Raw genomic sequence first — 24686 nt, forward strand, 5'->3', positions numbered from 1 at the left:
CCTGGGCACGCCGCGCCCAGTTGATGAGCGCGTTCAGCTATTACGCCGCGCGTGACTACAACAAGGCGATCCAGTCGGCGCAGCGCTTCCTGTCGATCCACCCGGGCAACAAGGACGCGCCTTACGCCTACTACCTGATCTCGATCTGCTATTACGAGCAGATCAGCGACGTCACCCGTGACCAGAAGACCACGCAGCAGGCCAAGCAGGCATTGACCGACGTGATGCGCCGTTACCCCGGCACAACGTATGCGCGCGACGCCAAGCTCAAGATCGACCTCGTCGACGATCACCTCGCGGGCAAGGAAATGACCATCGGTCGCTCGTACGAGCGCAGCGGCAAGTGGCTGGCGGCGACGCTGCGCTTCCGCAATGTGGTCGATAACTTCCAGACCACCAGCCACACGCCCGAGGCGCTCTATCGCCTCGTCGAGGGCTACCTCTCGATGGGCGTTCCCGAAGAGGCGCAGAAAGCGGCTGCGGTGCTGGAGCACAACTACCCGAACAGCGACTGGTACGGCCGCGCCTACAAGCTGATGGAAAAGCACGCGCCGCAGAACGTCGCGGCCTGATCTTCGCCCCTCTTTCCGGGCTTGCTCGGGGGAGGGGGGCTCAATTCATCCATTTATCTTTCTCAAGCGGCCCGCCTCCCCGGCGCGGCCGCTTTTTCGCGTGTGTTTGTCGTGGGGGGACACGCCGCCGCGATGCCTCGCCTCGTCGCTGCGCAGTTTCGCTTTAGCGCCTGATAGCTGAAGTCTATTGTCCACCAATTAAGTTGAGATTAGAAAAGCTCAACAAGAGGCGAAACGGCCTGGAGGGCAAATCACATGAGGGCGACGCGGTGCGGCCGCAGGCATTCCATGATCCCTTCCGGCCGGACCTGCAAGCGGCGCATTCGACCACGAAGCGCCGCGTGCAAGCCTCGAGCCATACCTGCCGGCCCTGAAGGGGGCAGGCCGACCAGGTGCACACCGGATCGCCGGATGCATTCAATTCCCTGACAGAGGATTTGAATAATGACTTCGTTCGTCCGCCGGACTCTTCTGGCAACCACCGTACTCGCCTCGGCGACGATCGGCTTCTCTGCGGCGCATGCCGAGGATACCGCTCCCGCCGCCGCAACCACGACCGCTGCCGCAGATGAGCAGGACAACCCCACTTCGGTCGGCACCGGTGCGCGCGATCGCGGCGCCGATATCGTCGTCACCGCGCGGCGTCGCCAGGAATCTAGTCAGGAAGTGCCGCTCGCAATCTCGGTCGTCGGCGGTGAGCACATCGATTCGACCGGCTCGTTCAACGTCGGCCGCCTGCAGCAGCTGACGCCGACGCTTCAGTATTACTCATCGAACCCGCGCAACACCGCCGTCAACATTCGTGGCCTCGGCGTTCCGTTCGGGCTGACCAACGACGGCATCGAGCAGGGCGTCGGCATCTACGTCGACGACGTCTACAACTCGCGCGTGGCCTCGGCGACGTTCGACTTCCTCGACGTGGCGCAGGTCGAAGTGCTGCGCGGCCCGCAGGGCACGCTCTACGGCAAGAACACCACGGCAGGCGCGATCAACATCACGACCAACCAGCCGACCTTCGACTTCGAGGGCAAGGCCGAGGTCTCGATCGGCAATTACAACTTCAAGCAGGCCAAGGCGGCGATTTCCGGCCCGCTGACCGAGAACCTTGCAGCGCGCATCGCGGTGTCCTCCACCAGCCGTCGCGGCACGATCTACAACGTCACGACGAACGAGCACATCCAGAGCCAGGACAACCTCGGCCTGCGCGGCCAGCTGCTGTGGAAGCCGACCGATACCATCGACGTGACCCTCGCGGGCGACTTCAGCAACCAGGACGCCAACTGCTGCGGTTCGGTCTACGTGCGCACGGGCCTGACCCAGCGCGCCATCAACCGGCAGTTCGAGGCGCTTGCGGCCGCTCAGGGCTACCAGCCGGTCAGCCGCAACCCGTTCGACCGTCTCACCGACCTCGACACGCCGCTCAAGGCGAAGAACAAGATCGGCGGCGCTTCGCTGCGCGTGAAGTGGGAACTGGGCGAGGGCACGCTGACCTCGATCACCGCCTGGCGCTTCTGGGACTGGGATCCCTCGAACGACCGCGATTTCACCGGCTTGCCGATCGTCGCGCTGTCGCAGAATCCGTCGCAGCAGGACCAGTACACGCAGGAACTGCGCTACAACTACAGTAGCGACAAGATCGACTTCGTCGTCGGGGCTTTCGGCTTCTATCAGCGCATCGACACGCAAGGCACCGAATCGCAGGGCTCGGCCGCGAGCCGCTGGAGCATCAATCCGGGCACCGTCGCCGCCGTTCCGCCGGGTTCCTCGGGCTGCGGTCCGACCGCGTCGAACCAGCTTGCCTGCGATCCCACGGTGCTTGACGGCCTCGTCGCCTACAACACGCAGTACCTCAAGAACACCAGCGCCGCGCTCTACGGCCAGCTGAGCTGGCACATCACGCCCGAGCTGACCCTGCAGCCCGGCGTTCGCCTCAACTACGACAAGAAAGAAGGTTACTACCAGCGCCGCGTGTTCGACGGGCAGGGCAACGAACTGCTGCTGAACGACGGTATCAGCAATATCCGCAAGACCGCACAGCTGGCGATCTATACGCCGCAGGAAATCTCGCCGACGTTCAGCGACTGGAACTTCAGCTACGACTTCACCGCCAGCTACAAGGTAGCGCCGGACGTACTGCTCTATGCGACCTATGCGAAGTCGTTCAAGTCGGGCGGCATCAACCAGAACGGCGTGCCGGTGGACGGCAGCAACAACCCGATCCTGGCGACCGCGACGGTCAAGCCCGAGTCGGTCCACCATTACGAAGCGGGCATCAAGACCCAGTTCTGGGACCGCAAGGCGACGCTCAACGTCTCGATCTTCCGCACCGATATCGCCAACTACCAGGCTAACGTGAACAACGGCCAGTACGGCGTGCTGCGCGGCTATCTCGCCAATGCGGGCGCGGTTCGTTCGCAGGGTGTCGAGGCGGACTTCTCGGTCCGTCCGAGCGAGCGGTTCAACGCCTACGTCAACGGCGCCTATACCGACGCGACCTATCGCAAGTTCACCGACGCACCGTGCCCGCCCGAGCTTTCGGGCGGCACCACTGTCACGTCGACCACGACCGTCAGTCCTGCGGGCACGCCGGGCGGCATCAGCCCCGAGAACTGCGATATCTCGGGTCAGCGCCTGCCGGGCGTCTCGAAGTTCTCGTTCTCGTTCGGTGCCGAGGTTAACGCCCCGGCCAAGCTGCTCGGCAAGGAGGGTGAGGTCTACTTCGGCTACGACGGTTCCGTACGGTCGAACTTCTCGTCCAACCCTTCGCCCTCGGCCTACACCTGGATCGATGGCTATAGCTTGCACAACTTCCGCGCAGGTTTCCGAACCGAGAGCGGGTTCGACGTCTACGGCTGGGTCCGCAATGCCTTCGACCAGAACTACTTCGAGCAGCTGATGGTCGGCCCGGGCAACACCGGCCTGATCGCCGGTCTGCCGGGCGATCCGCGCACCTGGGGGTTCACGATCAAGTCCGCCTTCTGAGAATCACCCGTCGACCCCGTGCCCCCGCGCCGCTCGAGCAGCGCGGGGGCATATTTATTTCGTCCAGCTGGGAACTTTTTGCGACGGGCTGATCTGAAAAACCGCTTAAATCGATTGCACTGTGAACCTTAAGTAATTTCTCAAATCCGATGATTATCCTTATGGTGGTTTTTACCAACTAAGGTGAGCCTACGTAGAGGGAACCCGGAGAAAGCCGGATGAACCGACAGGCTGGGGATGGGTCGCATAATCAATGGATATGAAGCACGATTTTCCGTTTGGGCCCGCCATCCGCGTGGAGGCTCTCCAGCCGAGATCGTGGCGGCCTGAACTCGTCGCTATCGTTGCCATCTTCATTACCGTGTGGGCCGCGCTCCTCGTGCATTACCTGAGCGACAGTACCGGCTGGTAAGCCGGACTTGTGCTCAACCTGAGTGCGAAGCGGGGTGACGGGCGTTCGCGCATCCGCTAGAACGCTTCGCGAACATGCTTAGCCAGCTTTCCATTCGCAACATCGTGCTGATCGAGGCGCTCGACCTCGATTTCGCTCGTGGCCTCGGCGTCCTCACCGGTGAAACCGGTGCGGGCAAGTCCATCCTGCTCGATGCGCTGGGTCTCGTGCTCGGCAATCGAGCGGATAGTGGACTTGTGCGCGGGGGAGAGGACCGGGCCAGCGTTACCGCCAGCTTCGATGCTTCGGCGTTGCCCGCTTCGGTGCTGGCGATGATCGACGACGCCGGGTTCGAGCTTGAACCGGGCGAGCCGCTCATCCTCAAGCGCCAGCTCAAGGCGGACGGCGGTTCGAAGGCGTTCCTCAACGACCAGAGCGTCGGCGTCGCCCTGCTGCGCGAGATCGCGCCCGCGCTGGTGGAAATCCACGGCCAGCACGACGATCGCGGTCTCGTCAACGCACGCGGCCACCGCGCGCTGCTCGATCGTTTCGCAGGCGGCGAGGTCGCCGGCGTCGAGGCGGCGTGGAAGGACTGGCGCGGCGCGCAGGATGCATTGGACCTTGCACGCGAACGCGTCGCCCGCGCCGCCGAGGATCAGGACCTGTTGCTCGCGCATCTCGCCGAACTGACCACGCTCGCTCCCGTCGAGGGGGAGGAGGACGAACTCGCCGGTGCCCGCGCGCAGATGCAGAAGGGCGAGAAGCTGGCCGACGACCTCGCGGCCCTGCAGCACTTGTGGACCGGCTCGGACTCGGCGCTCGCGCAATTGCGCACCGCTTCGCGCCGCCTCGATCGCATCGCCGGAGAGCACGAACTGCTGGAAGAAGCGCTGGCCGCGCTCGACCGCGCCGTGATCGAGGCGAGCGAGGCCGAGGACAAGCTCGACAAGGCGGCCGAAGCGCTCGCCTTCGACCCGGCCGAACTCGACCGCATCGAGACGCGCCTTTTCGACTTGCGCGCCGTTGCCCGCAAGCAAGGCTGCCAGGTCGATGACCTGCCCGCGAAGATGACCGAGATGCGCGCCGCGCTCGACGACATCGAAGGCGGTAACGAGCATATCGTCGAACTGGAAAAAGCGGCGCAGAAGGCCGCGCTGGCCTATCGCGATAAGGCGGGCGCGCTCCACGATTTGCGGCGTGCGGCGGCGAAAAAGCTCGACGCAGCCGTGGCGACGGAACTGGCGCCGCTCAAGCTGGATGCCGCGAGGTTCCAGACCTCGGTGGTGCGTCTTCCCGAGGAGCGCTGGGGCGCTTCGGGCATGGATGCGGTGGAATTCCTCATCAGCACCAACCCCGGCTCGGACTTCGCGCCGCTCGGCAAGATCGCCAGCGGCGGCGAATTGTCGCGCTTCATCCTCGCGCTCAAGGTCGCGCTGGCCGAGGAGGGCGGTGCGGCGACGGTGATCTTCGACGAGATCGACCGCGGCGTCGGCGGTGCAGTGGCCGACGCCATCGGCGAACGCCTCTCGCGCCTTGCGTCCAGCGGGCAGCTGCTGGCGGTGACGCACTCGCCCCAGGTCGCGGCGCGGGGGGACAAGCATTACATGATTGCCAAGTCCAGCCAAGGCACCGTTACGCGCACCTCGGTGACGCCGCTTTCGGATGCCGAACGCAAGGAGGAGATCGCCCGCATGCTCTCCGGCGCGCAAGTGACCGACGAGGCGCGCGCGCAGGCGGACAGGCTGCTGGTGCGGGTGTGAAGCGAGGCGCCACCGTCGCCGTTTGCTTCGCTACGCTGAGCGCCTGTTCTCCGCCTGTGATGTTTGCTGTGGCAGTGGATGAGCCGATCAAAGGTGGGATGCTTACCCTGAACGGGAGGTCAGCGGCTTTGATACATAACGTCGATGGTGCCTATTGGGGCAAGTGGACCGGACCAGATGCCGATGGTCGCATCGAAATCCGGTATCCCGATGGCGCGGTTGTACACTGTGCTTTGGGCTATGTGACCCCGGGCATGGAGGCGCAGCGCTTCTCCGTCACACGTCGCGTATGTTTCACGGTCAGACGTTAGGTGGCAAGCGTGGTCGGCAAGTTGACGAGGCTGGAGGATTGTTTCCACGGCCAAGTCGAGCGCTGCTGGCTATCGCATCGGCTACAAAGTGATCGATAAGCGCCTCGTTATCCTCATCGTTGCAGTGGGCGAGCGAGACTTTGCGAAAGTGGTTGTCTACATGGCGGCAATGACCCGCCATCGCCAAGCAGATGACCTATGATTGATACCTTGCCCTCCGGCCTGCCGTCCGAAGCCGAAGCCGCCAACGAACTCATGCGGCTTGCGCGCCAGATCAACCGCGCCAACCGCCTCTACCACGCCGAGGATGCGCCGGAGATCACCGACGCCGATTACGACGCGCTGGTGCGGCGTAATGCGGAGCTGGAAGCAGCGTTCCCGCATCTTACGAGACCCGATTCGCCCAGCAACAAGGTCGGCCACGAAGTCGCCGCCTCACCGCTCGGCAAAGTGACGCACGAGGTTCGCATGATGAGCCTCGACAATGCCTTCACCGACGAGGAAGTCGGGGAGTTCCTGACGCGCGTGCGGCGGTTCCTGTCACTTGCCGCCGAGGAACCACTGGTGATGACGGCGGAGGACAAGATCGACGGCCTCTCCTGCTCGCTGCGCTACGAGCACGGCAAACTGGTGCGCGCCGCCACGCGCGGGGACGGGCAGGTGGGCGAGGACGTTACCGCCAACGTCGCGCATATCGCCGACGTCGTGCAGGAACTCGAAGGCGAGGACATTCCCGAGGTCTTCGAGGTGCGCGGCGAAGTCTACATGGAAAAGGGGGCGTTCCTCGCCCTTAACGCCCAGTTGATGGACGAGGCGCGCGCGCTGGCCGACAGCAAGGGCGAGGCGTTCGACGACAGCAAGGTCCGCCAGTTCGCCAACCCGCGTAATGCGGCTGCCGGCTCGCTGCGCCAGAAGGATGCCAGCGTCACCGCGAGGCGCCCTTTGCGCTTCTGGGCGCACGGTTGGGGCGCCGCCAGCCATGTGCCCGGCGCGAGCCAGCATGAAGTCATCCGTCGTATCGAAAGCTGGGGCCTGCCGGTCTCGCCGCAATTCCGCCAGTGTCACTCGCTCGATGAAATGCTGGCCGCCTACCGCGCCATTCGTGATGGCCGCGCCGCGCTGCCGTTCGAGATCGACGGGGTGGTCTACAAGGTGGACCGGCTCGACTGGCAGCAGCGGCTGGGCTTCGTCGCCAAGGCGCCGCGCTGGGGCATGGCGCACAAGTTCCCCGCCGAGCGAGCGGAGACCACGCTCGAATCGATCGATATCCAGGTCGGGCGCACCGGCAAGCTGACGCCGGTGGGACGCCTCAAGCCGGTGCTGGTGGGCGGCGTGACGGTCACCAACGTGACGCTCCACAACCGCGACGAAATTGCCCGCCTCGGCGTGCGTCCCGGTGACCGGGTGGTGCTCCAGCGCGCGGGCGACGTCATCCCGCAGGTGGTGGACAACCTCTCTCGCGAGGAGGAGCGCGCCGCTTACGTGTTCCCGGATCATTGCCCGCAGTGCCAGTCCGAGGCGGTCGCGGCCGAGGGTGAAGTCGATGTGCGCTGCACTGGCGGGCTGATTTGCCCGGCGCAGCGGACCGAGCGCCTCAAGCACTTCGTCAGCCGCGCCGCACTCGACATCGAGGGGTTGGGCGAAAAGACCATCGACGAATTTTTCGCGCAGGGCTGGCTCGAAAGCCCGGCCGACATCTTCCGCCTGCGCAAGCGCCGCGAGGAAATCCTGGCCCTCGAAGGGTGGAAGGACAAGTCTGTGGACAACCTGTTGGCGGCTGTGGAAAGCAAGCGCAGCCCCGACGCCGCCCGGCTCCTGTTCGGCCTCGGCATCCGCCACGTCGGGGCCGTGACCGCGCGCGATCTCCTCAAGCGCTTCACGACGCTTCCCGAATTGCGTGCTCTCGCCGAGCAGGCGCAGGTCAAGCAGGGCGAGGACGAAGTGAAGGCAGCAAGCGACGCCTATGCCGAATTGATCTCCATCGACGGCGTCGGCCCGGTGGTGGTCGAGGCGCTGGGAGACTTCTTCCACGAGGAGCACAACCGTGCTGTCTGGGACGACCTGTTGAGCGAGGTGTCGCCGCCGCCTTACGTCGTCGAGACTAAGGAAAGCGAAGTCTCGGGCAAGACCGTGGTGTTTACCGGCAAGCTGGAGACGATGAGCCGCGACGAAGCCAAGGCACAGGCCGAGCGGCTGGGCGCCAAGGCTGCGGGATCGGTATCGCCAAAGACGGACATTCTGGTCGCGGGACCGGGGGCGGGCTCGAAATTGAAGAAGGCGGCCGAGTTGGGGATTCGGGTGCTCAGCGAAGAAGAATGGGCCGAGATCGTTCGCGCGGCGGGATAAGGTAAAGCAAAGCCCTCCCGCGAGCGGGAGGGCCGGAAGGCTGGCCCCGAAGGGCTGGCCGGAATGCTTCTCAGCTACGCGCGACGTGCAGGGGGATACCGCAGCGCGATAGGCTCAACTGTAACGGCCGCGGCGCTCGTGCACCTGACGGTAATGCTGGACGCGCGTGGCGCGCAGACCAGCCATTCCTTCGCGTTCGATCGAGCGCTGCCAGGAGGCAAGCTCTTCGAGCGTAAGATCGTAGCGCTCGCACGCTTCCGCGATGGTCAGCAGTCCACCGCTGACTGCGGCGACCACTTCCGCCTTTCTGCGAACCACCCAGCGTGAAGTGTTGGGCGGCGGCAAGCTGTCTATGCTCATCGGTTCGCCGAGCGGACCGGTGATGACCGTCGGACGGTCGTTCTTAACGTCTTCCATGGTTGGCCTCGTGAAATCTGGCTGCCAACCCCCTGTCGATGTCTATTCTGCGTATTAAACCTTAACTTGAGGCAATCGCGGCTGGTTAATTGATATTTACGATGTTTTACATATTCTCGGGGAAAAATTCATAAAAATGCAATCGATACAGCCGCCAAATCTTTACCGACCGTTTACCAGTGTTAATTACCTTTACCTCCAGACCAGATCCATTGCTCAAGAGAGGTAAACGTGCAGAGCCGCCGCAAGCTGTCGACGCATGCTTCCGCCGTGGCGCGGCACGTGACTTCGGACGGCTGCCAGTTCGTGATCGAGCGGGCAGGCGTGGCTGCGGGACAGTGCTTCAGCTTCGTGGTGGACGATTATCCGCCGGTGCGCGGCACCGTGCGCTGGGTGGTCAAGGACCGCATCGGCTTCGCCTTCGACCGGCCGATCTCACGCGACGCACAGGCCGCGATGCTGCGACGCAGCCGCGTGGTTCAGGGGCTGGAACTGCTTCTGGTGTGAGATGGCGCGGTCAGGGGCGCGTTACCGCCCCCGCTTGCGCATCCACAGGATCGACCAGTCGCCGTTGACCATGCGCGCGGCGAGGCGCAGGCCCGCCTTGCGGCAGGCGGCGCGCACGGCGGCTTCCTGCGTTTCCAGCAGGCCCGCCAGCAGCAGGTGCCCGCCCGGAACCAGCGCCTTGCCGAAATCGGGGGCGAGGTGGACCAGCGGCCCGGCGAGGATGTTGGCAAGGATCAGGTCATAAGGCCCGCGGGCCTCCAGCACCGGATGGGCCATGCCGTCCGCCACCGTCATCACCAGTTCGCCGCGCCGGGCGCCCATGGGCACGCCGTTGGCCCGGGCATTGTCTTCGACCACATTGACGCAAACGGCGTCGATGTCGCTCGCCGTCGCCAGCGCGCGGGGCCAGAGCGAGAGCGCAGCGAAGGCGAGAAGGCCGGTGCCGGTGCCGATGTCGGCGCAATTGCGCACGACGAGCCCCTGCGCCTTCATATGGGTCAGCATCGCCAGGCACCCGGCGGTAGTGGCGTGATGGCCAGTGCCGAAGGCCTGGCTGGCGGGGATCGCGAAGTCGAAGACGCCAGCCTCGTCTACCGCCGGGTGATCGGGGGTGTGCACGTGGAAGCGGCCCGCACGGATCGGTTCGAGCCCTTCCTGGCTGGCGACGAGCCAGTCGGTTTCGGGCAGTTCCTCGGCGATCAGCTTGGGTTTCGTGTCTGCAAACAGCGCCGTGATCGCGACGTTGTCGGCCTTGCTGGGCTTGCGATCGAGCCAGGCTTCGAGAACCCAGTCCTCGGGTTGGTCCTCGGCGACTTCGCGGCCGGAGAGAACGATCTCGTGATCCCAGTCCCAGGCGTCTTCATGCGCGACGAGAGCTGCCTCGATGACGGGGCGGGCGGCGAAGACGGTGACTTTCCAGCTCACTTGGCGTTTTCCTTGGCAAGACGCTGGGCAAGGCGCCCCTCCGCGAATTTCGCATAAGCGGGGCAGGCGTTCTTGTCCGCGAGCGGCTTCGTTCCAGCGAAGCGCTCCATCATGTCGCTCTGGCCGGGATGCGGGGTGAGCAAGACGTCGCAGGGCAGGGCGGCCATCACCGGCAGGCCCTTGCGGATCGCCGCGACGCGCGCCGGGTGGTCGGTGAAACGGTAGCCGTCCGACGAGATCGTCGAGGAACTGTCGGCATAGGCAATCTTGCGGCACCCGGCCTTGGGCGCGCAGGAGGTCCAGGTCCAGCTTGTCGAGCCGGGCGCGTGAACCGGCGTCGCATGGGCGGTCAGGACAAGATTGCCGACAGTGACGGTGTCTCCGTTCTTCAGCACGCGATCGACGCGAACCGGGGCCATAGGGTCGAGACCGTTGAATTGCGGGTCGTCGGCGCTCGGCTTGCCGCTGGCGAGAGCCGCTTTCTGCGCGGGCAGGGCTGCAACTTTTGCACCCGTTGCCTGCTGCAGTGCGGCAAGGGCGCCGACATGGTCGAAGTGCTCGTGACTGGCGACGATCCAGCGCACGTCTCTGGGGTTGAACCCGGCGCGCCGGATGTTCGCCAGCACCAGCGGGGCAGCCTTGGTCACGCCCGCGTCCACCAGCACATGTCCCTTGTCGCCCGTCACCAGGATCGCGGAAATGCCGCAGGTTCCCACGTACCAGGTATTCGCGAAGATGCGCGCAGGGGGAGCGGGGTCCGCCCATTCGTCCTTGCCCTCGCATGCCTTGGCGAGCGTCGCAGGCGTTACCGCTCCTTGCTCTGCGGCGCGGGCCACGAAGGGAGAAATGGCCGTCAGGGCAGCCAGCGCGATAGCCAGGGAGGTGCGACTCATGCGCGATGCTTTACGGCGCGCCTGTAAGATAGGCCAGTCCACCACGCAGATGTTGCGCCGCAGAACTTGCACCGTCCCTCGATTTGTCTAAGGGGGCTTGCAATAGGGCAGTTCATGACACTGCCGCAGGCAAGGGGATTCGTAAGCGCCATGGCAAACGCCGGGACCAAGAACCGTCCGCTCTCGCCGCACCTCCAGATCTGGAAGTGGGGCCCGCACATGTTCGTGTCGATCCTCCACCGCGTCACCGGCGATGGCATGGCATTCGCCGGCCTCGCTGTGCTGCTGTGGTGGCTGGGCGCGCTCGCCGGAGGCCCGGCCTCCTACGCGACGTTTGCGTGGGCGATGACGACGCCGATCGGCTATCTGGTGCTCGTGGGCATCTCGTGGGCCTTCTTCAGCCACATGGCGAGCGGCATCCGCCACTTCTTCCTCGACGTCGGCGCCGGCTTCGAACTGCAGGCGAACCGCCTGTGGTCGATCCTGTGCCCGGTCCTGGGTGTCGTTCTCACCGCCGCCTTCTGGGCGCTCCTGCTGCTTCGCTGAGGGTAACGAACAATGGGTAACGGAACCTCCATCGGCCGCGTGCGCGGCCTCGGCTCGGCAAAGGGCGGCGTCCACCACTGGCTGCTGCAGCGCTTCACCGCGATCGGCAACCTGATCTCGGTGCTGTTCCTGATCGTCTCGCTGGTGCTGCTGCCGGACTATTCTTACGGCACCATCGTCGAGTGGATCGCGCGTCCGGTCCCGGCCGTGATGATGATCCTGCTGGTCGTCACGACTTTCTGGCACGCACGCCTCGGCCTGCAGGTGCTGGTCGAGGACTACCTGCACGACCACGCCAACAAGTTCGCCGCCATCGCCGCGCTGAACCTTGCCGCTTGCGGCGGGATCGCGTTCGGCGTGTTCTGCATCGTCCGTATCGCGCTGGGAGCACACGCCTGATGTCCGCGCCTGCCTACAAGATCATCGACCACACCTACGACACCGTCGTCGTCGGCGCCGGGGGCTCGGGCCTGCGCGCCACGATGGGTTCGGCCGAAGCCGGCCTGAAGACCGCGTGCATCACCAAGGTGTTCCCCACACGAAGCCACACCGTTGCGGCGCAGGGCGGCATCGCCGCGTCGCTCAAGAACAACACGCCGGACCACTGGACCTGGCACATGTACGACACCGTCAAGGGGTCGGACTGGCTGGGCGACCAGGACGCCATCGAATACATGGTGCGCGAAGCTCCCGCAGCCGTGTACGAGCTGGAGCACGCAGGCGTGCCCTTCAGCCGCAACGCCGACGGCACGATCTACCAGCGTCCGTTCGGCGGCCACATGCAGAACATGGGCGAAGGCCCGCCGGTGCAGCGCACTTGCGCCGCCGCCGACCGTACCGGCCACGCCATGCTCCACGCGCTGTACCAGCAGTCGCTGAAGTACGACGCGGACTTCTTCATCGAATACTTCGCGATCGACCTCATCATGGACGGCGGCAAGTGCGTCGGCGTGATCGCGCTGTGCATGGATGACGGTACGATCCACCGCTTCCGCTCGCAGGCCGTCGTGCTCGCGACCGGCGGCTACGGTCGTTCGTACTTCACCGCGACGTCTGCCCACACCTGCACCGGCGACGGTGGCGGCATGGTGCTGCGCGCCGGCCTGCCCCTGCAGGACATGGAGTTCGTCCAGTTCCACCCGACCGGCATCTACGGCGCCGGCGTTCTCATCACCGAGGGCGCACGCGGCGAAGGCGGCTACCTGACGAACTCCGAAGGCGAGCGCTTCATGGAGCGTTACGCTCCTTCGGCCAAGGACCTTGCCAGCCGTGACGTCGTGTCGCGCTCGATGGCGATGGAAATCCGCGAAGGTCGCGGCGTCGGCCCGCACAAGGACCACATCTACCTGCACCTCGATCACATCGATCCCAAGGTGCTGGGCGAGCGTCTGCCGGGCATCACCGAGAGCGGCAAGATCTTCGCGGGCGTGGACCTTACCCGCCAGCCGTTGCCGGTCGTCCCGACCGTGCACTATAACATGGGCGGCATCCCGTGCGACTATAACGGCCGCGTGATGACCATCGGCCCCGACGGCGATCCCGAAACCGTGGTTCCGGGCCTGTTCGCGGTGGGCGAGGCGGCTTGCGTCTCGGTTCACGGCGCCAACCGTCTGGGCTCGAACTCGCTGATCGACCTCGTGGTGTTCGGCCGCGCGACCGGCCTGTACCTCAAGGAAAACCTGACGCCGAACGGCACGCAGGCGGAACTGCCCAAGGATTCGGCCGATCTGGCGCTCACCCGCCTCGACCACTTCCGCAATGCCAACGGCTCGTCCTCGACCGCGGAAATCCGCACCGAGATGCAGCGCACCATGTCGCTCCACGCGGCGGTGTTCCGCACCGACGAACTGATGGTCGAGGGTAAGGAAAAGCTCGCCGCGACCTATCAGAAGATGAACGACATCAAGGTCACCGATCGCGGCCTGATCTGGAATTCGGACCTGGTGGAGACGCTGGAGCTGGACAACCTGATCTCGCAGGCCACCGTGACCCTGCACGGCGCGCAGAACCGCAAGGAAAGCCGCGGCGCGCATGCGCACGAGGACTTCCCGAACCGCGACGACGTGAACTGGATGAAGCACACCGCGACCTGGTTCGACGGCTGGGGCGGCAAGGGCGGCGACGTTCGCATCGACTATCGCCCGGTGCACGAATTCACGCTGACCGACGACGTCGAGTACATCAAGCCCAAGGCCCGCGTGTACTGATATCGGCGAAAGCTGAATAACGAGAGGAGGGCGGCGCAGCGGCAAGGCTGCGCCGCCCTTTTTCGTTTTTGCAAAGGCCCACCCCCAGCCCCTCCCGCAAGCGGGAGGGGAGCGAGACTTGGGCCGCAGGCCCTAGTCGCAGCGGGGTGGGCGCGTCGGCACGCAACTCTTCGTGCTTCCACGCATTGCAGCGGGTGAAAGGAACCCCCATGCAACGCACCGACGTCGATCCCCTGCTCGAGCCCAACGTGCACCGCGACCCGCTCGTGCGCGAGATGGAGCGCGCGCCCGGCAGCACCTGGGGCTGGGTCATGGCCTATGGCGTGCTGCTGATCCTTGCCGCGTTGATCGTACTGCTCAATCCGCTGGTGGCGGGCGTGGCGACCGGGCTGATCCTCGGCGTAATCCTCATCGTCGCAGGCGTGGCAGCCGTTGCGGCGGGCTGGACCTCGCTGTCGAGCCGCGCGCGGTGGACGGAGATCCTGCTCGGCGTTCTCGCGCTGCTGGCGGGCATCTTCGCCGTGGCAGACCCGGTTGCGGGCGCGCTGTCGCTGGTCATCGCCATCGGGCTATGGCTGGTCGTCTCCGGCGTGTTCCAGATCGCCTTCGCGCTCAAGGCCCGCCACGACAAGGGCTGGCGCCTGCTGCTCGGTGTGCTCGACGTGGTGCTGGGGCTGGTGCTGCTGTTTTCGAGTGCGGCGACCGGCCTCGCGTTCCTCGCCATCATCGTCGCGATCAGCCTGACGGTGCGCGCGGTCTTCCTGATCCAGCTGGCCCTTTTGCTCAAGCGCAGCTGAGTTGACATTCACCCGGCGTTCATGTTTACAGACGTAGTCGATTACGTGTGTAGACGATGGAGAAATGGGTGTCCGAGTCCCCTGAACAGCCCGACCGCATTTCCGAAGCCGAGCATGCGGTGATGGAGGCGCTGTGGCAGCGCTCTCCACTCACCGCCCAGGAAGTGTGCGAGGAAGTCTGCGGTCCGCGCGGCTGGAGCCTCGCCACGGTCAAGACGCTGCTGTCGCGCCTCGTCGCCAAGCAGGCGGTCGAGACCGAGCCTGACGGCAAGCGCTTCCTTTACTCGCCCCGCATCGCGCGTACAGTCTATGTCGGTGCGGAAAGCCGCCGCTTGGTAGATCGCCTGTTCGGCGGCCGCGCGGCGCCGCTTTTCGCGCATCTGGCGCAGAGCGAACAACTCAGCGACGACGACATTGCCGAGATCGAAGCCCTGCTGAAGGAGCTGAAGTCATGACCGAGTGGCTTACCGATACGCTTCTGGCGACCGGCGTGCTGATGGCGCTGGTGCTGCTCGTCCGCCGCCCCGTCGCGCGCTGGTTCGGTCCGGGCGCGGCTTATGCGCTCTGGGCGCTGCCGATGATACGGTTGGTGCTGCCTCCACTGGCGCTGCCCCGCTTCATGGAGCATGGCTTACTGTCCAATCTTCGCTTCGGTGTAGAGCCGATCACGGCGTCTGCCGCAGGGTTTCAGGCTGCGACGCCGGTCGAGACGGTGCTGCTGCCAGCAGCCGGCCCGGTTGCGGAAGGCGCTGCCGTGCTGCCCGCCGCTGAGGTGCTGACGGCCGCTCCGATCGAGCCGGGGCTGCTGGCACAAGTGCCGTGGGCGACAGTTGCCCTGGCCGTGTGGCTCGGCGGTGCGGCGCTGTTCCTCGTTTGGCGGACGGTGACTTACCGCTGGATGCGCCGCGATCTGCTTGATGGCGCGCGCGTGGTTGCTCGATCCGACACCGTGCGGATCGTCGAAACGCCCGCGATCACCGCGCCGCTCGCCTTCGGGGTATTCGACAAGGTCGTCGCTCTGCCGCAGGGATTTCTGGCGGAGGCTGACTCCGAAACCTCCGACTTCGCCATCGCGCACGAGATGGAGCATCACGCGGGCAGCGACCTGCTGGCGCTGATCGCGATGCAGCCTCTCTTCGCGCTGCACTGGTTCAATCCGATCGGCTGGGCCGGTTGGCGCGCGGTGAGGGCTGATCAGGAGGCCTTCTGCGACGCCCGGGTCATGGCTGGCCGGCCCCGTGCCGAGCGCGCCCGCTACGGCCGCCTGATCGCTTCGATGGCTGGGGGGACGCGGCTCGGCCTTGCCGCGCCGATGGCCGGCCCGCTCTCGGGAGAGAAGCCGATAATCCAGCGTCTGAAGGCACTGGCGGCGGCCGACGTCAGCCCGACGCGGCGCGTGCTCGCCCGCAGCCTGTTCGCGCTGGCCGTCGTCGCGGTGCCTGCTACGGCGACGGTCAGCTATGCCGCGATGGACGAGGCGGAAGCCGATCCCGTCTCCGCGCCGGAAGCAGTCCCGCAGGCGCAACATTCGCGGGTGCCGCACGCTCCGCAGCCGCCGGTGCCGCCTGAGGCTCCTGAAGCTCCTGAAGCACTGGCTGAGGCCGAACTGCCGGAGCCCCCCGAAGCGCCCGAGCCGCCCGAAATGCCGGAAGTCGACGTGGCTGAAGGTATTGCGGCGCCGGTGCCGCCGGTTCCTCCCGCACCTCCGGCTCCCCCCGGCGCCCCCTCCGCTCTCGCCGCACCGGCGCCTCGTCCGATGCCGAACGCCCGGGTCACGATGCGCAAGACGATGACGACCGACGATGTTCGCCAGATGCACGACCGCTTGCGCAGCGCGGCGGATGCCCAGCGCAGCGTGGCCGATGCACAGCGCCGTTCGACGGAAGCACAGCGCATGGCCGCAGAAGCCTTGGCGCGCGCGCCCAAGGTGGAGGAATCGGTCTCGGCCGATGGCAAGCGGCATACCATTCGCATCGTGCAGAAGGACGGCTCGCGCGTTTCGACTCGGACCATGGTGCTCGACGAGAATTGCCCCGCCGACAGCCGCCGCCGCGAGGCGAGCCGCGAAAGCAATGGGTCTAGTGCATCGGTGGTCATCTGCACCGGCGAGCCCAAGGCCGCGAAATTCGCGGCAGTGAATGCCCTGCGCAGCGCCCGGGCCTCGATCGCGGCAGACCGTGCGCTGGATGCGAAGGTCCGGTCGGAAATCCTCGCCGACCTCGACGGAGAGATCGCCGACGCCCATCGCGAGGCGAACGCTAACTGACGCTCATAATGCGGGAGGCCGGCAGCCGGGGACTGCCGGCTTTCTTACGTCAGGCCGGTCGCAGCTTCGCCGTCGTGATGTGCCAGCCTTGCGAAATACCCATGCCGCGATTGATCTGGCGCAGATCATAACTGCCGGTGAATCGCTGACGTCGGCCGTCGTCGAGTTCTGCATCGACCGTTACCGGGACGGTGACGTAGATCGACCCGGCGCCGCCCTCGACGTCTGACACCTTGCCGATATCCACGTGAACGCGGCGGGTATGGGCGTAACCGTCGCTGAACGCTTGCAAGGTCTGGCCACTGGGGCCGCCATCCGGCCCCCACAGGGTCCATGCCGAGGCATAATCGCGCGCGTTGATTGCGGCGTAGTAGCGCTTCACCATGTCGGCGGCGGCTTCCTTGCCGATGGGATCTATTCCGCCGCATTCAGGAGTTTTTGCAGCGTCCTCACCGAGAATGGCGCATCCGCGGGCCACTTCGTTGCGGATCATCGCGCAGGAGTTTGCGGCGTTGCACGGCGGGCGCGTCGCGGGAGAGACGGCAATGCACTGCGCGACCAGCTTGCGCGCTGCCGCCTCCCCGATTTCGGACGAGCAGGCGATCGATCCGGCATCGGCGGCAGGGGAGGAGGGTGCGCTTTGTGGCAGCGCTTCGATGGGGGCCGCGCTCACCGTTTCAGGAGCGGGTGAGGAAGGCGCCTCGCCCGTCGCCGTGGCAGCCGGCTCGCCGCCGCATGCGGACAGAAATAGCACGAGCGCGCTCGCCGCAGGAAGTGCCCGAAGCATCAAGCAGCCGTCAGTTCTTGGGAGAAGGCTGGCGGGCGTCGGGCTCGGTCTTGAAGGCGAGATCCCGGTCTGACTTCGCGTCGGCTTTGGCCTCGGACTTCGCCTTCTTCTTCGCGTCCTTTTCCTGCTCCATCGCCTTGAGTTCGTTCACGCGGGCCTGGACGACGCTGGCGGGGGCGGGGGATGCGGGATAGCGGCAGCCCTTGGCGGAGCCGACACCCTTGAGGAAGCCGCGGCGCGTCAGGCCCGCCTGGATCGCCGCATTGACCTTGCGGTCCTGCGCGTTGGCGCCCGAGACTTCGCGGATCAGGCCGCGGAAGGGGATGAACGAGGCGACCACCCACTTGCCCACGCGCCCGGCGCTGATCCGGTCACGCTCCTCGGCGGGGAGGTCGATGTCGGGGCCGAGAACTTCGTCGAGCTGCTGGATCGCCCCGGCGATCTGGCGGCATTTTGACAGGCCGTGCAGCGTGTAGGGCTCCGCCGTGGCATTGACGAGGAGGGGGGGGATTTCCCCGTCGCGCCCCACGTTGAGGTCGGTCATCGGCGTCTTCGCCACGTCCACCGCATCGGGATCACGCGAGGTGATCGGCTTTTCATCTTGCCTGGCTGCTGCCGGAGCAGCCAGTGTGCCTGCGCTCAGGCTCGCAACGACGATCGCACCCAGCCACTTGCGGCTCATGTCCCTGTTCTCCTGTCCCCGGCGCGCGGTCGCCGATCCGCCACCGGGTCCGCTCACGCCTGTGATGTCATCCTGTTGAAGAGAACGTGTCACATGCGTCCTCGTTCCCGGTTTCGAGGCCGCGCTTGAGCCAGCGCATGCGCTCGGCGCTGGAGCCGTGGGTGAAACTCTCCGGCGTCACCGCCTGTCCGGCGTTCTTCATCAGCGTGTCGTCGCCGATCGCGCTGGCGGCGGTCAGACCTTCCTCCATGTCGCCAGGCTCGATGCGGTCGCGGTTCCTGGCGGCCCAGACGCCCGCGTAGCAGTCTGCCTGCAGTTCCATCTTCACCTGCAGGGCGTTCTCCTGCCGGGGGTTCTGCTGCTGCGCCTTGCGGACCTGCTGGTCGAGGCCGGTGAGGTGCTGGACATGGTGCCCGTACTCATGCGCCATCACATAATAGCGCGCGAAGTCGCCCCGGGCGCCGAGTTGCTTGTCCATCTGGTCGTAGAAGCTGACGTCGATATAGATGCCCTGATCGGCGGGGCAGTAGAACGGCCCCATCGCGCTGCTCGCTGCGCCGCAGCCGCTGCGGGTGCCGCCGGTGTAGAAGTGCAGCATCGGCTGCTCGAAGGGCACGTTGGCCTTCTGGAACAGCGGTCGCCAGGTCTTGTCGAGTGAGGACAGCGCATTGCACGATTCGCGCGAGTAGGCATTTTGCGTGCAGATTTCGGTCGCGCTGCGCGAGCCGCCCGCCGGTTGCTGCGCGGTGGTCGGCGTCTGCTGCTGCACGTTCTCCAGCGTGCCGAGCATTTGTCCCGGGTCCACGCCGAAGACTAGGGCGCCGATCAGCACGATGATCAGGCCGCCGCAGCCCAGCTTGCCGCCGCCGAGGGAAAAGCCGCCGCCGCGGCTGCCGCCTTCGGTGACCTTGATGTTGTCGGGGTCGAAATCGTCCAGCCGCATGGGTGCCGTATCCTCTTTTCGCCGTTGCCGGGCAGCGTCTCGCGTGCAGATCAATTCGCAGAACTCGGGGGTGTTCCGCAAGTCTCCCGAGTGTTGCGCGGCTGCGTCATTATCGCCGGATGAAACGGGAAATGTTGCAACTGCACGCGATTGGAGGAAATTTTACAACCGTGCTCGAAAATGTGTCGTATAGGTGCAGCGCAATGAAGTCGGGCATCCGGGCAGTGGGACGTGCAGCAGGGAAAAGTGCGTGGAGGACGGCAGCGTTCTTCGCGCTTTTCGCCGTAGGAGTTCCCATCGGCGTCGTTGCCGCCAGCGTCAGCCGCGCCGACCGCGAGATCGAGGACCGGCTGCGCGCGCATATCCAGATCCTCGCCAGCGACGATTTCGATGGCCGTGAACCCGGCACCGATGGCGAGGCGAAGACGCTGCGCTACCTTGCCAAGCAGTGGTTCGACATCGGCCTTGTCTCGGGCACAAATGATCCGGGCAATGAGTGGTTTGCGCCGGTTACTGTCGTCGCTCACGAACCGTCGAGCGGTTCCGCCCGCTTCCTGCGCAAGGGCTTCCGCGCCACCATCGCGCCAAGCGACGTGCTGGTCTTCACCTCTGGCAAGCGTTCGCTGGTGCGCAATGCGCCGCTGCTCTTCGTCGGCCGCGCGCGCAGCCAGGACTTCACGCGCAACGAACTGGCCGGCCGCATCGCCGTAGTGCTCGACGGGAATACGCCCGACAGTGCGCGCCAGAACGAACTGCTCGCGCTGGGCGCCTCGGCCGTGCTGACCGTGCTCGACGGCGAGCGCACGCTGGACGAGGTAGCGGCCCGGCGTCGGCGTTCGGGCTACGCGCTCTCGGACGAAGCGCTGGGCGGCGACCTTGAGGCGTTCATCGGCCGCGCGACGATGGAAACCCTGCTCAAGGGCACCGCGCATACTTTCGATGATCTGGAGCAGGCGGCGGGTAAGGATGATTTCGCGCCCATCGTGCTGGACGTCACCGCCTCGCTGGAAGCCGCGACGGACGAGACGACGATCCGAACGCATAACCTGATCGGCAAGCTGCCGGGGCGCAGCAAGCAGGCGGGCGCGGTGCTGTTCGTGGCTCATTGGGACCATTTCGGAGAATGCGGCGAGCCTCCCGCCGAGGACGTTATCTGCAACGGTGCGGTGGACAACGCCAGCGGCGTCGCAGCGCTGACCGAAGTGGCGCGCCGTCTGTCGCGCAGCCCGCAGATGGACCGCGACGTCTATTTCCTCGCCACCACGGCGGAGGAACTCGGGCTGCTGGGCGCGCACGCCTTTGCCGAGAGCCCGCCGCTGCCGCTGGAGCGGATCGTCGCGGCCTTCAACATCGATTCGATCGCCATCGCGCCACGCAAGACGCCCTTCGCCATCGTCGGACGCGGCATGACCGGGCTCGATAAGGACATCGCCAAGGTCGCCAAGGCGGAAGGCTTCAAGCTGCGCGAGAACAATGACGCCAACGAATACGTGAAACGGCAGGACGGCTGGGCCTTGCTGCAGCACGACATTCCCGCCGTCATGGTGACGACGTCCTATGGCGACATCGAGCGGATGCGTGCCTTCTTCGACGGCGACTATCACCGGCCGAGCGACGACCTGTCCCACCCGATCGAGCTTGGCGGGGCCAGCGACGACGTGAAGATGCTGACTGCGCTGGGCCGCTGGTTCGCCGATACGCGCAAGGTGCCGGTCACGCCCATGGTGGCAAAGGCGCCGGTCTCGGCGAAATAGCCGGACCTGTCGCACCAGAAACGCGAAAAACATGGGATTCGCCCCCTAGCCCAAACCGCCCCCTTTGATTACATGGGCCGCCACGATTCTCCCCTCGAAGGCATTGGTGGCGCACATGGATATCCAGCTCGGACTCACTTTCGACGACGTACTCCTGCGTCCCGCCAAGTCCGACATCGTCCCCACCCAGGCCGATACCCGCTCCATGCTGACCCGCACCATCGGGCTGAACATTCCCGTGATCTCCTCCGCCATGGACACCGTGACCGAGGCGCAGATGGCGATCGTCATGGCGCAGATGGGCGGGATCGGCGTGCTGCACCGTAACCTGTCGATCGAGGAGCAGGTTGCCGCCGTCCGCCAGGTCAAGCGCTTCGAGAGCGGCATGGTCGTCAATCCCATCACCATCGGCCCCGATGCCACGCTGGGCGAGGCGCAGGCGCTGATGACCGCGAACCGCATCAGCGGCATCCCGGTGGTCGAGGCGTCGGGCAAGCTCGTCGGCATCCTCACCAACCGCGACGTGCGTTTTGCCGCAAACGCCGCGCAGCCGGTGCGCGAACTGATGACGCATGAGAACCTCGCAACCGTTAAGGTCGGCGTCGATCAGGACGAGGCGCGCCGCTTGCTGCACGCCCGCCGCATCGAGAAGCTGCTGGTCGTCGATGAGGGCTTCCACTGCGTCGGCCTCATCACCGTCAAGGACATCGAGAAGGCCGTCCTCTTCCCCGAGGCGACCAAGGACGAGGCGGGCCGCCTGCGCGTCGCCGCCGCCACCACCGTGGGCGACAAGGGCTTCGCGCGCACCGAGGCGCTGCTGGCGGCCGAGTGCGACGTCGTCGTCATTGACACCGCGCATGGCCACAACCGCGACGTCGCTCTGGCGGTCGAGCGGGTGAAGAAGCTGTCGAATTCGGCGCAGGTCATCGCCGGCAACATCGCCACTGCCGAAGCCGCCAAGGCGCTGATCGACGCGGGCGCCGACTGCGTGAAGGTCGGCATCGGCCCGGGCTCGATCTGCACCACGCGCATCGTCGCAGGGGTAGGCGTGCCGCAGCTCACCGCCGTGATGGAAGCCGCCGAGGAAGCCGAGAAGGCGGGCGTGCCGGTCATCGCCGACGGCGGCCTGCGCACTTCGGGTGACGCCGCCAAGGCGCTGGCCGCCGGTGCCTCGACGATCATGGTCGGCTCGATGCTCGCAGGCACCGAGGAAGCGCCGGGCGAGACGTTCCTGTACCAGGGCCGCGCCTACAAGTCGTACCGCGGCATGGGCTCGGTCGGCGCGATGGGCCGCGGCTCGGCGGACCGCTACTTCCAGGGCGACATCAAGGACCAGATGAAGCTGGTGCCCGAGGGCATCGAAGGCCAGGTCGCGTTCAAGGGCGCCGCCAAGGACGTCATCCACCAGCTGGTGGGCGGCATCAAGGCGGCGATGGGCTACACCGGCTCGGCGACGATCGAGGACTTGCGCAAGAACTCGAAGTTCATCCGCATCACCAATGCGGGCCTGCGCGAGAGCCACGTCCACGACGTGACGATCACCCGCGAGGCACCGAACTATCCGACGCGCTGAGGCAGCTAACCCCCTCCCGCAAGCGGGAGGGGTAGCGAGACTTGGGCCGCAGGCCCTTAGTCGCAGCGGGGTGGGCACTGGCGCCGGCCTCGCGTTTTCACGCGCCCACCCCCGGCCTCTCCTGCAGGCGGGAGGGGTGAATTGACCCCCGCAGCCCGCATTCAGGCAGCCATTGAGGTGCTCGATCTCGTCATCGAGGCCGCGCGGTCCAACGGCGCGCCTGCCGACCGCCTGATTTCCGAGTGGTTCCGGGCCCGCCGCTGGGCAGGCAGCGGAGACCGCCGAGCGGTACGTGAACTCGCCTACCGCGCCATCCGCGCCTGTGGCGAAATTCCCGAGACCGGTCGCGCCGCGATGCTGCGCGTCGCGGATTCCGACCCGCAACTCGCCGCACTGTTTGACGGATCGCGCCACGCGCCCGCTCCGATCGACGGGGCTGAGCCGATGGCCGAGGCCGGTGTCGCTCCGGCATGGCTGATGCAGCGTTTCGCCGACAGCGGCGTCGAACATCCTGAAGCCCTGCTGGACCGCGCGCCGCTCGACATCCGCGTCAACACGCTTAAGTCCGGCAGTCTCGACCTCCCCGAAGGCGGGGAGAAGACCGTCGCCGCGCACGGCTGGCGCTACCCGCCCGAGACGAAGATCGAGCAGTCGCCCGCTTACCTCGAAGGCATGATTGAGGTGCAGGATGCGGGCTCGCAACTCACCTGCGAGGTCGTGGCCGCGCGGCCGGGCGAGACGGTGATCGACTTGTGCGCCGGGGCAGGGGGTAAGACCCTCGCGCTCGCCGCAGCGATGGAGAACGTCGGGCGGCTGATCGCCTGCGACGCCGACCGCGCCCGCCTGCAACGCCTGCCGCCCCGCGCCGAGCGGGCCGGGGCGACCGGGATCGAGACTTTGCTCCTCGACGCCAACCGCGAGATGCAGGCGCTTGAGCCTTTCGTCGGCGCGGCCGATGCGGTGCTCGTCGATGCGCCGTGCTCGGGTACCGGCACCTGGCGCCGCAACCCGGAAGCGCGCTGGCGCCTGACCGACAAGCAGCTTGAACGCTACGTGGCGATCCAGTCACGCCTGCTCGACATCGCGGCGACGCTGGTGAAGCCGAGCGGGCGGCTGGTCTTCGTGACCTGCTCGCTGCTCGACGCGGAAGGCGCGGATCAGGCCGAAGGTTTCTTGACCCGCCATCCCGACTGGCGCGCCGAACTGCCTGTTTTGCCCGCCGGAACCCCGCGCGGCGCCGGCCTGCGTCTCTCTCCCTCGCGCGATGGAACCGACGGGTTTTTCGTCGCGCGCTTCGTCAGGCTGTGATAGCGTCACGTCATGATGAGGACGAAAACCTCGGCCAAGGACCTGCTGATGCGTTATACGCCCGTTGCCGTTGCCCTTTCCCTGCTAGCCGCCACGTCCTCCAGCGTCCTTCTGTCGCAACCGCCCGAGCAACTCGATCCGCGCGCCAGCATGCTGCTGAGCGAGGGCCGCGCTGCCGCTGCGGCGGGCAACATTGACGGGGCGATCGACGCCTATGAATCGGCGCTGACGGTCGAGCCCGGCAGTGTCACCGTGCTGCTCTCGCTGGCCGACGCCACGCGCCGTCAAGGCATGCAGGGCAAGGCGCTGCATTACTACCGTGTCGCGCTGACCAGCGATCCGCGCAACGTCACGGCGCTTGCCGGCGAGGGCATGGCGCTGGCCGAAAAGGGCGCGACCGAGAAGGCCAACCGCAATCTCGCGCGGCTCCAGACCCTGTGCGGCAAGGACTGCGCAGAGGCGCAGTCGCTGGCAGGCGCGATCGCCAAGGGGCCGACGCCGCGCATGGTGACCGCCGATGCGGTGACGCCCAAGACGGCGGTTTCGGAAAACTGAGGAGCGGCGCTATCTGCGCGGGGGCTTCGACAGGCTCAGCCTGAGCGGGTTTGCCGCCCCCGTCGTCCCGGACTTGATCCGGGACCGGTGGCAGTCTTTAGGTGTGAGCGTGTTGCTCGCGCAGCAAGATCGGTGGTTCACGGCCACCGGTCCCGGATCAAGTCC

General features: G+C 66.2%; 21 protein-coding genes. 15 read left to right on the top strand and 6 right to left on the bottom strand.

From position 1 onward, the window contains the following. From ACYPYD_RS16295 to ligA, 4 genes are all read left to right on the top strand, one after another. The coding region (locus tag ACYPYD_RS16295) for an outer membrane protein assembly factor BamD (RefSeq protein WP_459664201.1) at positions 1–572 on the top strand (572 nt) is incomplete at its 5' end. A 444-nt stretch (positions 573–1016) separates the two neighbouring features. Further along, a complete protein-coding gene (locus ACYPYD_RS16300; RefSeq protein ID WP_008831290.1) occupies positions 1017–3554 on the top strand; it encodes a TonB-dependent receptor in 2538 nt (845 codons plus the stop codon). Between the two features lie 486 nt (positions 3555–4040). Continuing rightward, positions 4041–5705 (top strand): DNA repair protein RecN, encoded by a 1665-nt coding sequence (gene recN, locus ACYPYD_RS16305; protein WP_008831291.1) that lies wholly within the window; start codon positions 4041–4043, stop codon positions 5703–5705. A 509-nt stretch (positions 5706–6214) separates the two neighbouring features. Next, positions 6215–8362 carry an NAD-dependent DNA ligase LigA gene (gene ligA, locus ACYPYD_RS16310; protein WP_459664203.1) on the top strand — a complete coding sequence of 716 codons (2148 nt, stop codon included), beginning with the start codon at positions 6215–6217 and terminating at the stop codon, positions 8360–8362. 114 nt (positions 8363–8476) lie between these two features. Here the strand turns inward: ligA and sciP are convergent, their stop codons facing one another. Then, positions 8477–8779 carry a CtrA inhibitor SciP gene (gene sciP / locus ACYPYD_RS16315; RefSeq protein WP_008831293.1) on the bottom strand — a complete coding sequence of 101 codons (303 nt, stop codon included), beginning with the start codon at positions 8777–8779 and terminating at the stop codon, positions 8477–8479. A 231-nt stretch (positions 8780–9010) separates the two neighbouring features. Between sciP and ACYPYD_RS16320 the strand changes: the two genes are divergently transcribed. Beyond that, positions 9011–9286 carry a hypothetical protein gene (locus tag ACYPYD_RS16320; RefSeq protein WP_008831294.1) on the top strand — a complete coding sequence of 92 codons (276 nt, stop codon included), beginning with the start codon at positions 9011–9013 and terminating at the stop codon, positions 9284–9286. 21 nt (positions 9287–9307) lie between these two features. Here ACYPYD_RS16320 and ACYPYD_RS16325 read toward each other — a convergent pair whose 3' ends face one another. After that, entirely contained in the window at positions 9308–10210 is a 903-nt protein-coding gene (locus ACYPYD_RS16325) for a 50S ribosomal protein L11 methyltransferase (protein WP_459664206.1), read from the bottom strand. Next, the gene (gene bla / locus ACYPYD_RS16330; RefSeq protein ID WP_459664207.1) at positions 10207–11103 is read right to left on the bottom strand and encodes a subclass B3 metallo-beta-lactamase; all 897 of its coding nucleotides are present in this window, start codon (positions 11101–11103) and stop codon (positions 10207–10209) included. Before bla ends, ACYPYD_RS16325 begins: the two co-directional genes overlap by 4 nt. A 150-nt stretch (positions 11104–11253) precedes the next feature. Between bla and sdhC the strand changes: the two genes are divergently transcribed. The 6 genes from sdhC to ACYPYD_RS16360 all read left to right on the top strand — a co-directional run bounded on the left by sdhC (position 11254) and on the right by ACYPYD_RS16360 (position 16919). Next, positions 11254–11649, top strand: coding sequence for a succinate dehydrogenase, cytochrome b556 subunit (gene sdhC, locus ACYPYD_RS16335; RefSeq protein ID WP_008831297.1), 396 nt, complete (start codon positions 11254–11256; stop codon positions 11647–11649). Positions 11650–11661: 12 nt separating this feature from the next. Continuing rightward, the gene (sdhD, locus tag ACYPYD_RS16340) at positions 11662–12048 is read left to right on the top strand and encodes a succinate dehydrogenase, hydrophobic membrane anchor protein (protein WP_008831298.1); all 387 of its coding nucleotides are present in this window, start codon (positions 11662–11664) and stop codon (positions 12046–12048) included. Beyond that, the gene (gene sdhA / locus ACYPYD_RS16345; protein ID WP_036523815.1) at positions 12048–13856 is read left to right on the top strand and encodes a succinate dehydrogenase flavoprotein subunit; all 1809 of its coding nucleotides are present in this window, start codon (positions 12048–12050) and stop codon (positions 13854–13856) included. Before sdhD ends, sdhA begins: the two co-directional genes overlap by 1 nt. Before the next feature lie 209 nt (positions 13857–14065). Further along, a complete protein-coding gene (locus tag ACYPYD_RS16350; RefSeq protein ID WP_459664209.1) occupies positions 14066–14653 on the top strand; it encodes a DUF308 domain-containing protein in 588 nt (195 codons plus the stop codon). Positions 14654–14709: 56 nt separating this feature from the next. Further along, complete coding sequence (locus ACYPYD_RS16355) at positions 14710–15108, top strand: BlaI/MecI/CopY family transcriptional regulator (protein WP_459664211.1); 399 nt, start codon at positions 14710–14712, stop codon at positions 15106–15108. Continuing rightward, the gene (locus ACYPYD_RS16360) at positions 15105–16919 is read left to right on the top strand and encodes a M56 family metallopeptidase (protein WP_459664212.1); all 1815 of its coding nucleotides are present in this window, start codon (positions 15105–15107) and stop codon (positions 16917–16919) included. The genes ACYPYD_RS16355 and ACYPYD_RS16360 overlap by 4 nt, the downstream gene beginning before the upstream one ends. Positions 16920–16968: 49 nt before the next feature. Here ACYPYD_RS16360 and ACYPYD_RS16365 read toward each other — a convergent pair whose 3' ends face one another. The 3 genes from ACYPYD_RS16365 to ypfJ all read right to left on the bottom strand — a co-directional run bounded on the left by ACYPYD_RS16365 (position 16969) and on the right by ypfJ (position 19331). After that, complete coding sequence (locus ACYPYD_RS16365) at positions 16969–17412, bottom strand: hypothetical protein (protein ID WP_459664215.1); 444 nt, start codon at positions 17410–17412, stop codon at positions 16969–16971. Positions 17413–17716: 304 nt separating this feature from the next. After that, a complete protein-coding gene (locus ACYPYD_RS16370) occupies positions 17717–18445 on the bottom strand; it encodes a hypothetical protein (protein ID WP_231958201.1) in 729 nt (242 codons plus the stop codon). 10 nt (positions 18446–18455) lie between these two features. Beyond that, on the bottom strand, positions 18456–19331 hold the full coding sequence (gene ypfJ / locus ACYPYD_RS16375; protein ID WP_459664217.1) for a KPN_02809 family neutral zinc metallopeptidase: 876 nt from the start codon (positions 19329–19331) through the stop codon (positions 18456–18458). A gap of 203 nt (positions 19332–19534) precedes the next feature. On the opposite strand from ypfJ, the gene ACYPYD_RS16380 reads away from it, so the two are divergent. The 4 genes from ACYPYD_RS16380 (at position 19535) to ACYPYD_RS16395 (ending at position 24521) form a co-directional block, all read left to right on the top strand. Next, on the top strand, positions 19535–21085 hold the full coding sequence (locus tag ACYPYD_RS16380) for a M28 family peptidase (RefSeq protein WP_459664219.1): 1551 nt from the start codon (positions 19535–19537) through the stop codon (positions 21083–21085). Positions 21086–21200: 115 nt separating this feature from the next. Beyond that, positions 21201–22658 (top strand): IMP dehydrogenase, encoded by a 1458-nt coding sequence (gene guaB, locus ACYPYD_RS16385; RefSeq protein ID WP_069708019.1) that lies wholly within the window; start codon positions 21201–21203, stop codon positions 22656–22658. Positions 22659–22799: 141 nt separating this feature from the next. Continuing rightward, the gene (locus tag ACYPYD_RS16390) at positions 22800–23966 is read left to right on the top strand and encodes an RsmB/NOP family class I SAM-dependent RNA methyltransferase (RefSeq protein WP_459664221.1); all 1167 of its coding nucleotides are present in this window, start codon (positions 22800–22802) and stop codon (positions 23964–23966) included. 12 nt (positions 23967–23978) lie between these two features. Further along, the gene (locus tag ACYPYD_RS16395; protein WP_008831309.1) at positions 23979–24521 is read left to right on the top strand and encodes a tetratricopeptide repeat protein; all 543 of its coding nucleotides are present in this window, start codon (positions 23979–23981) and stop codon (positions 24519–24521) included. Positions 24522–24686 lie beyond the last annotated feature (165 nt).

It is taken from the genome of Novosphingobium sp. 11B (assembly GCF_054589055.1).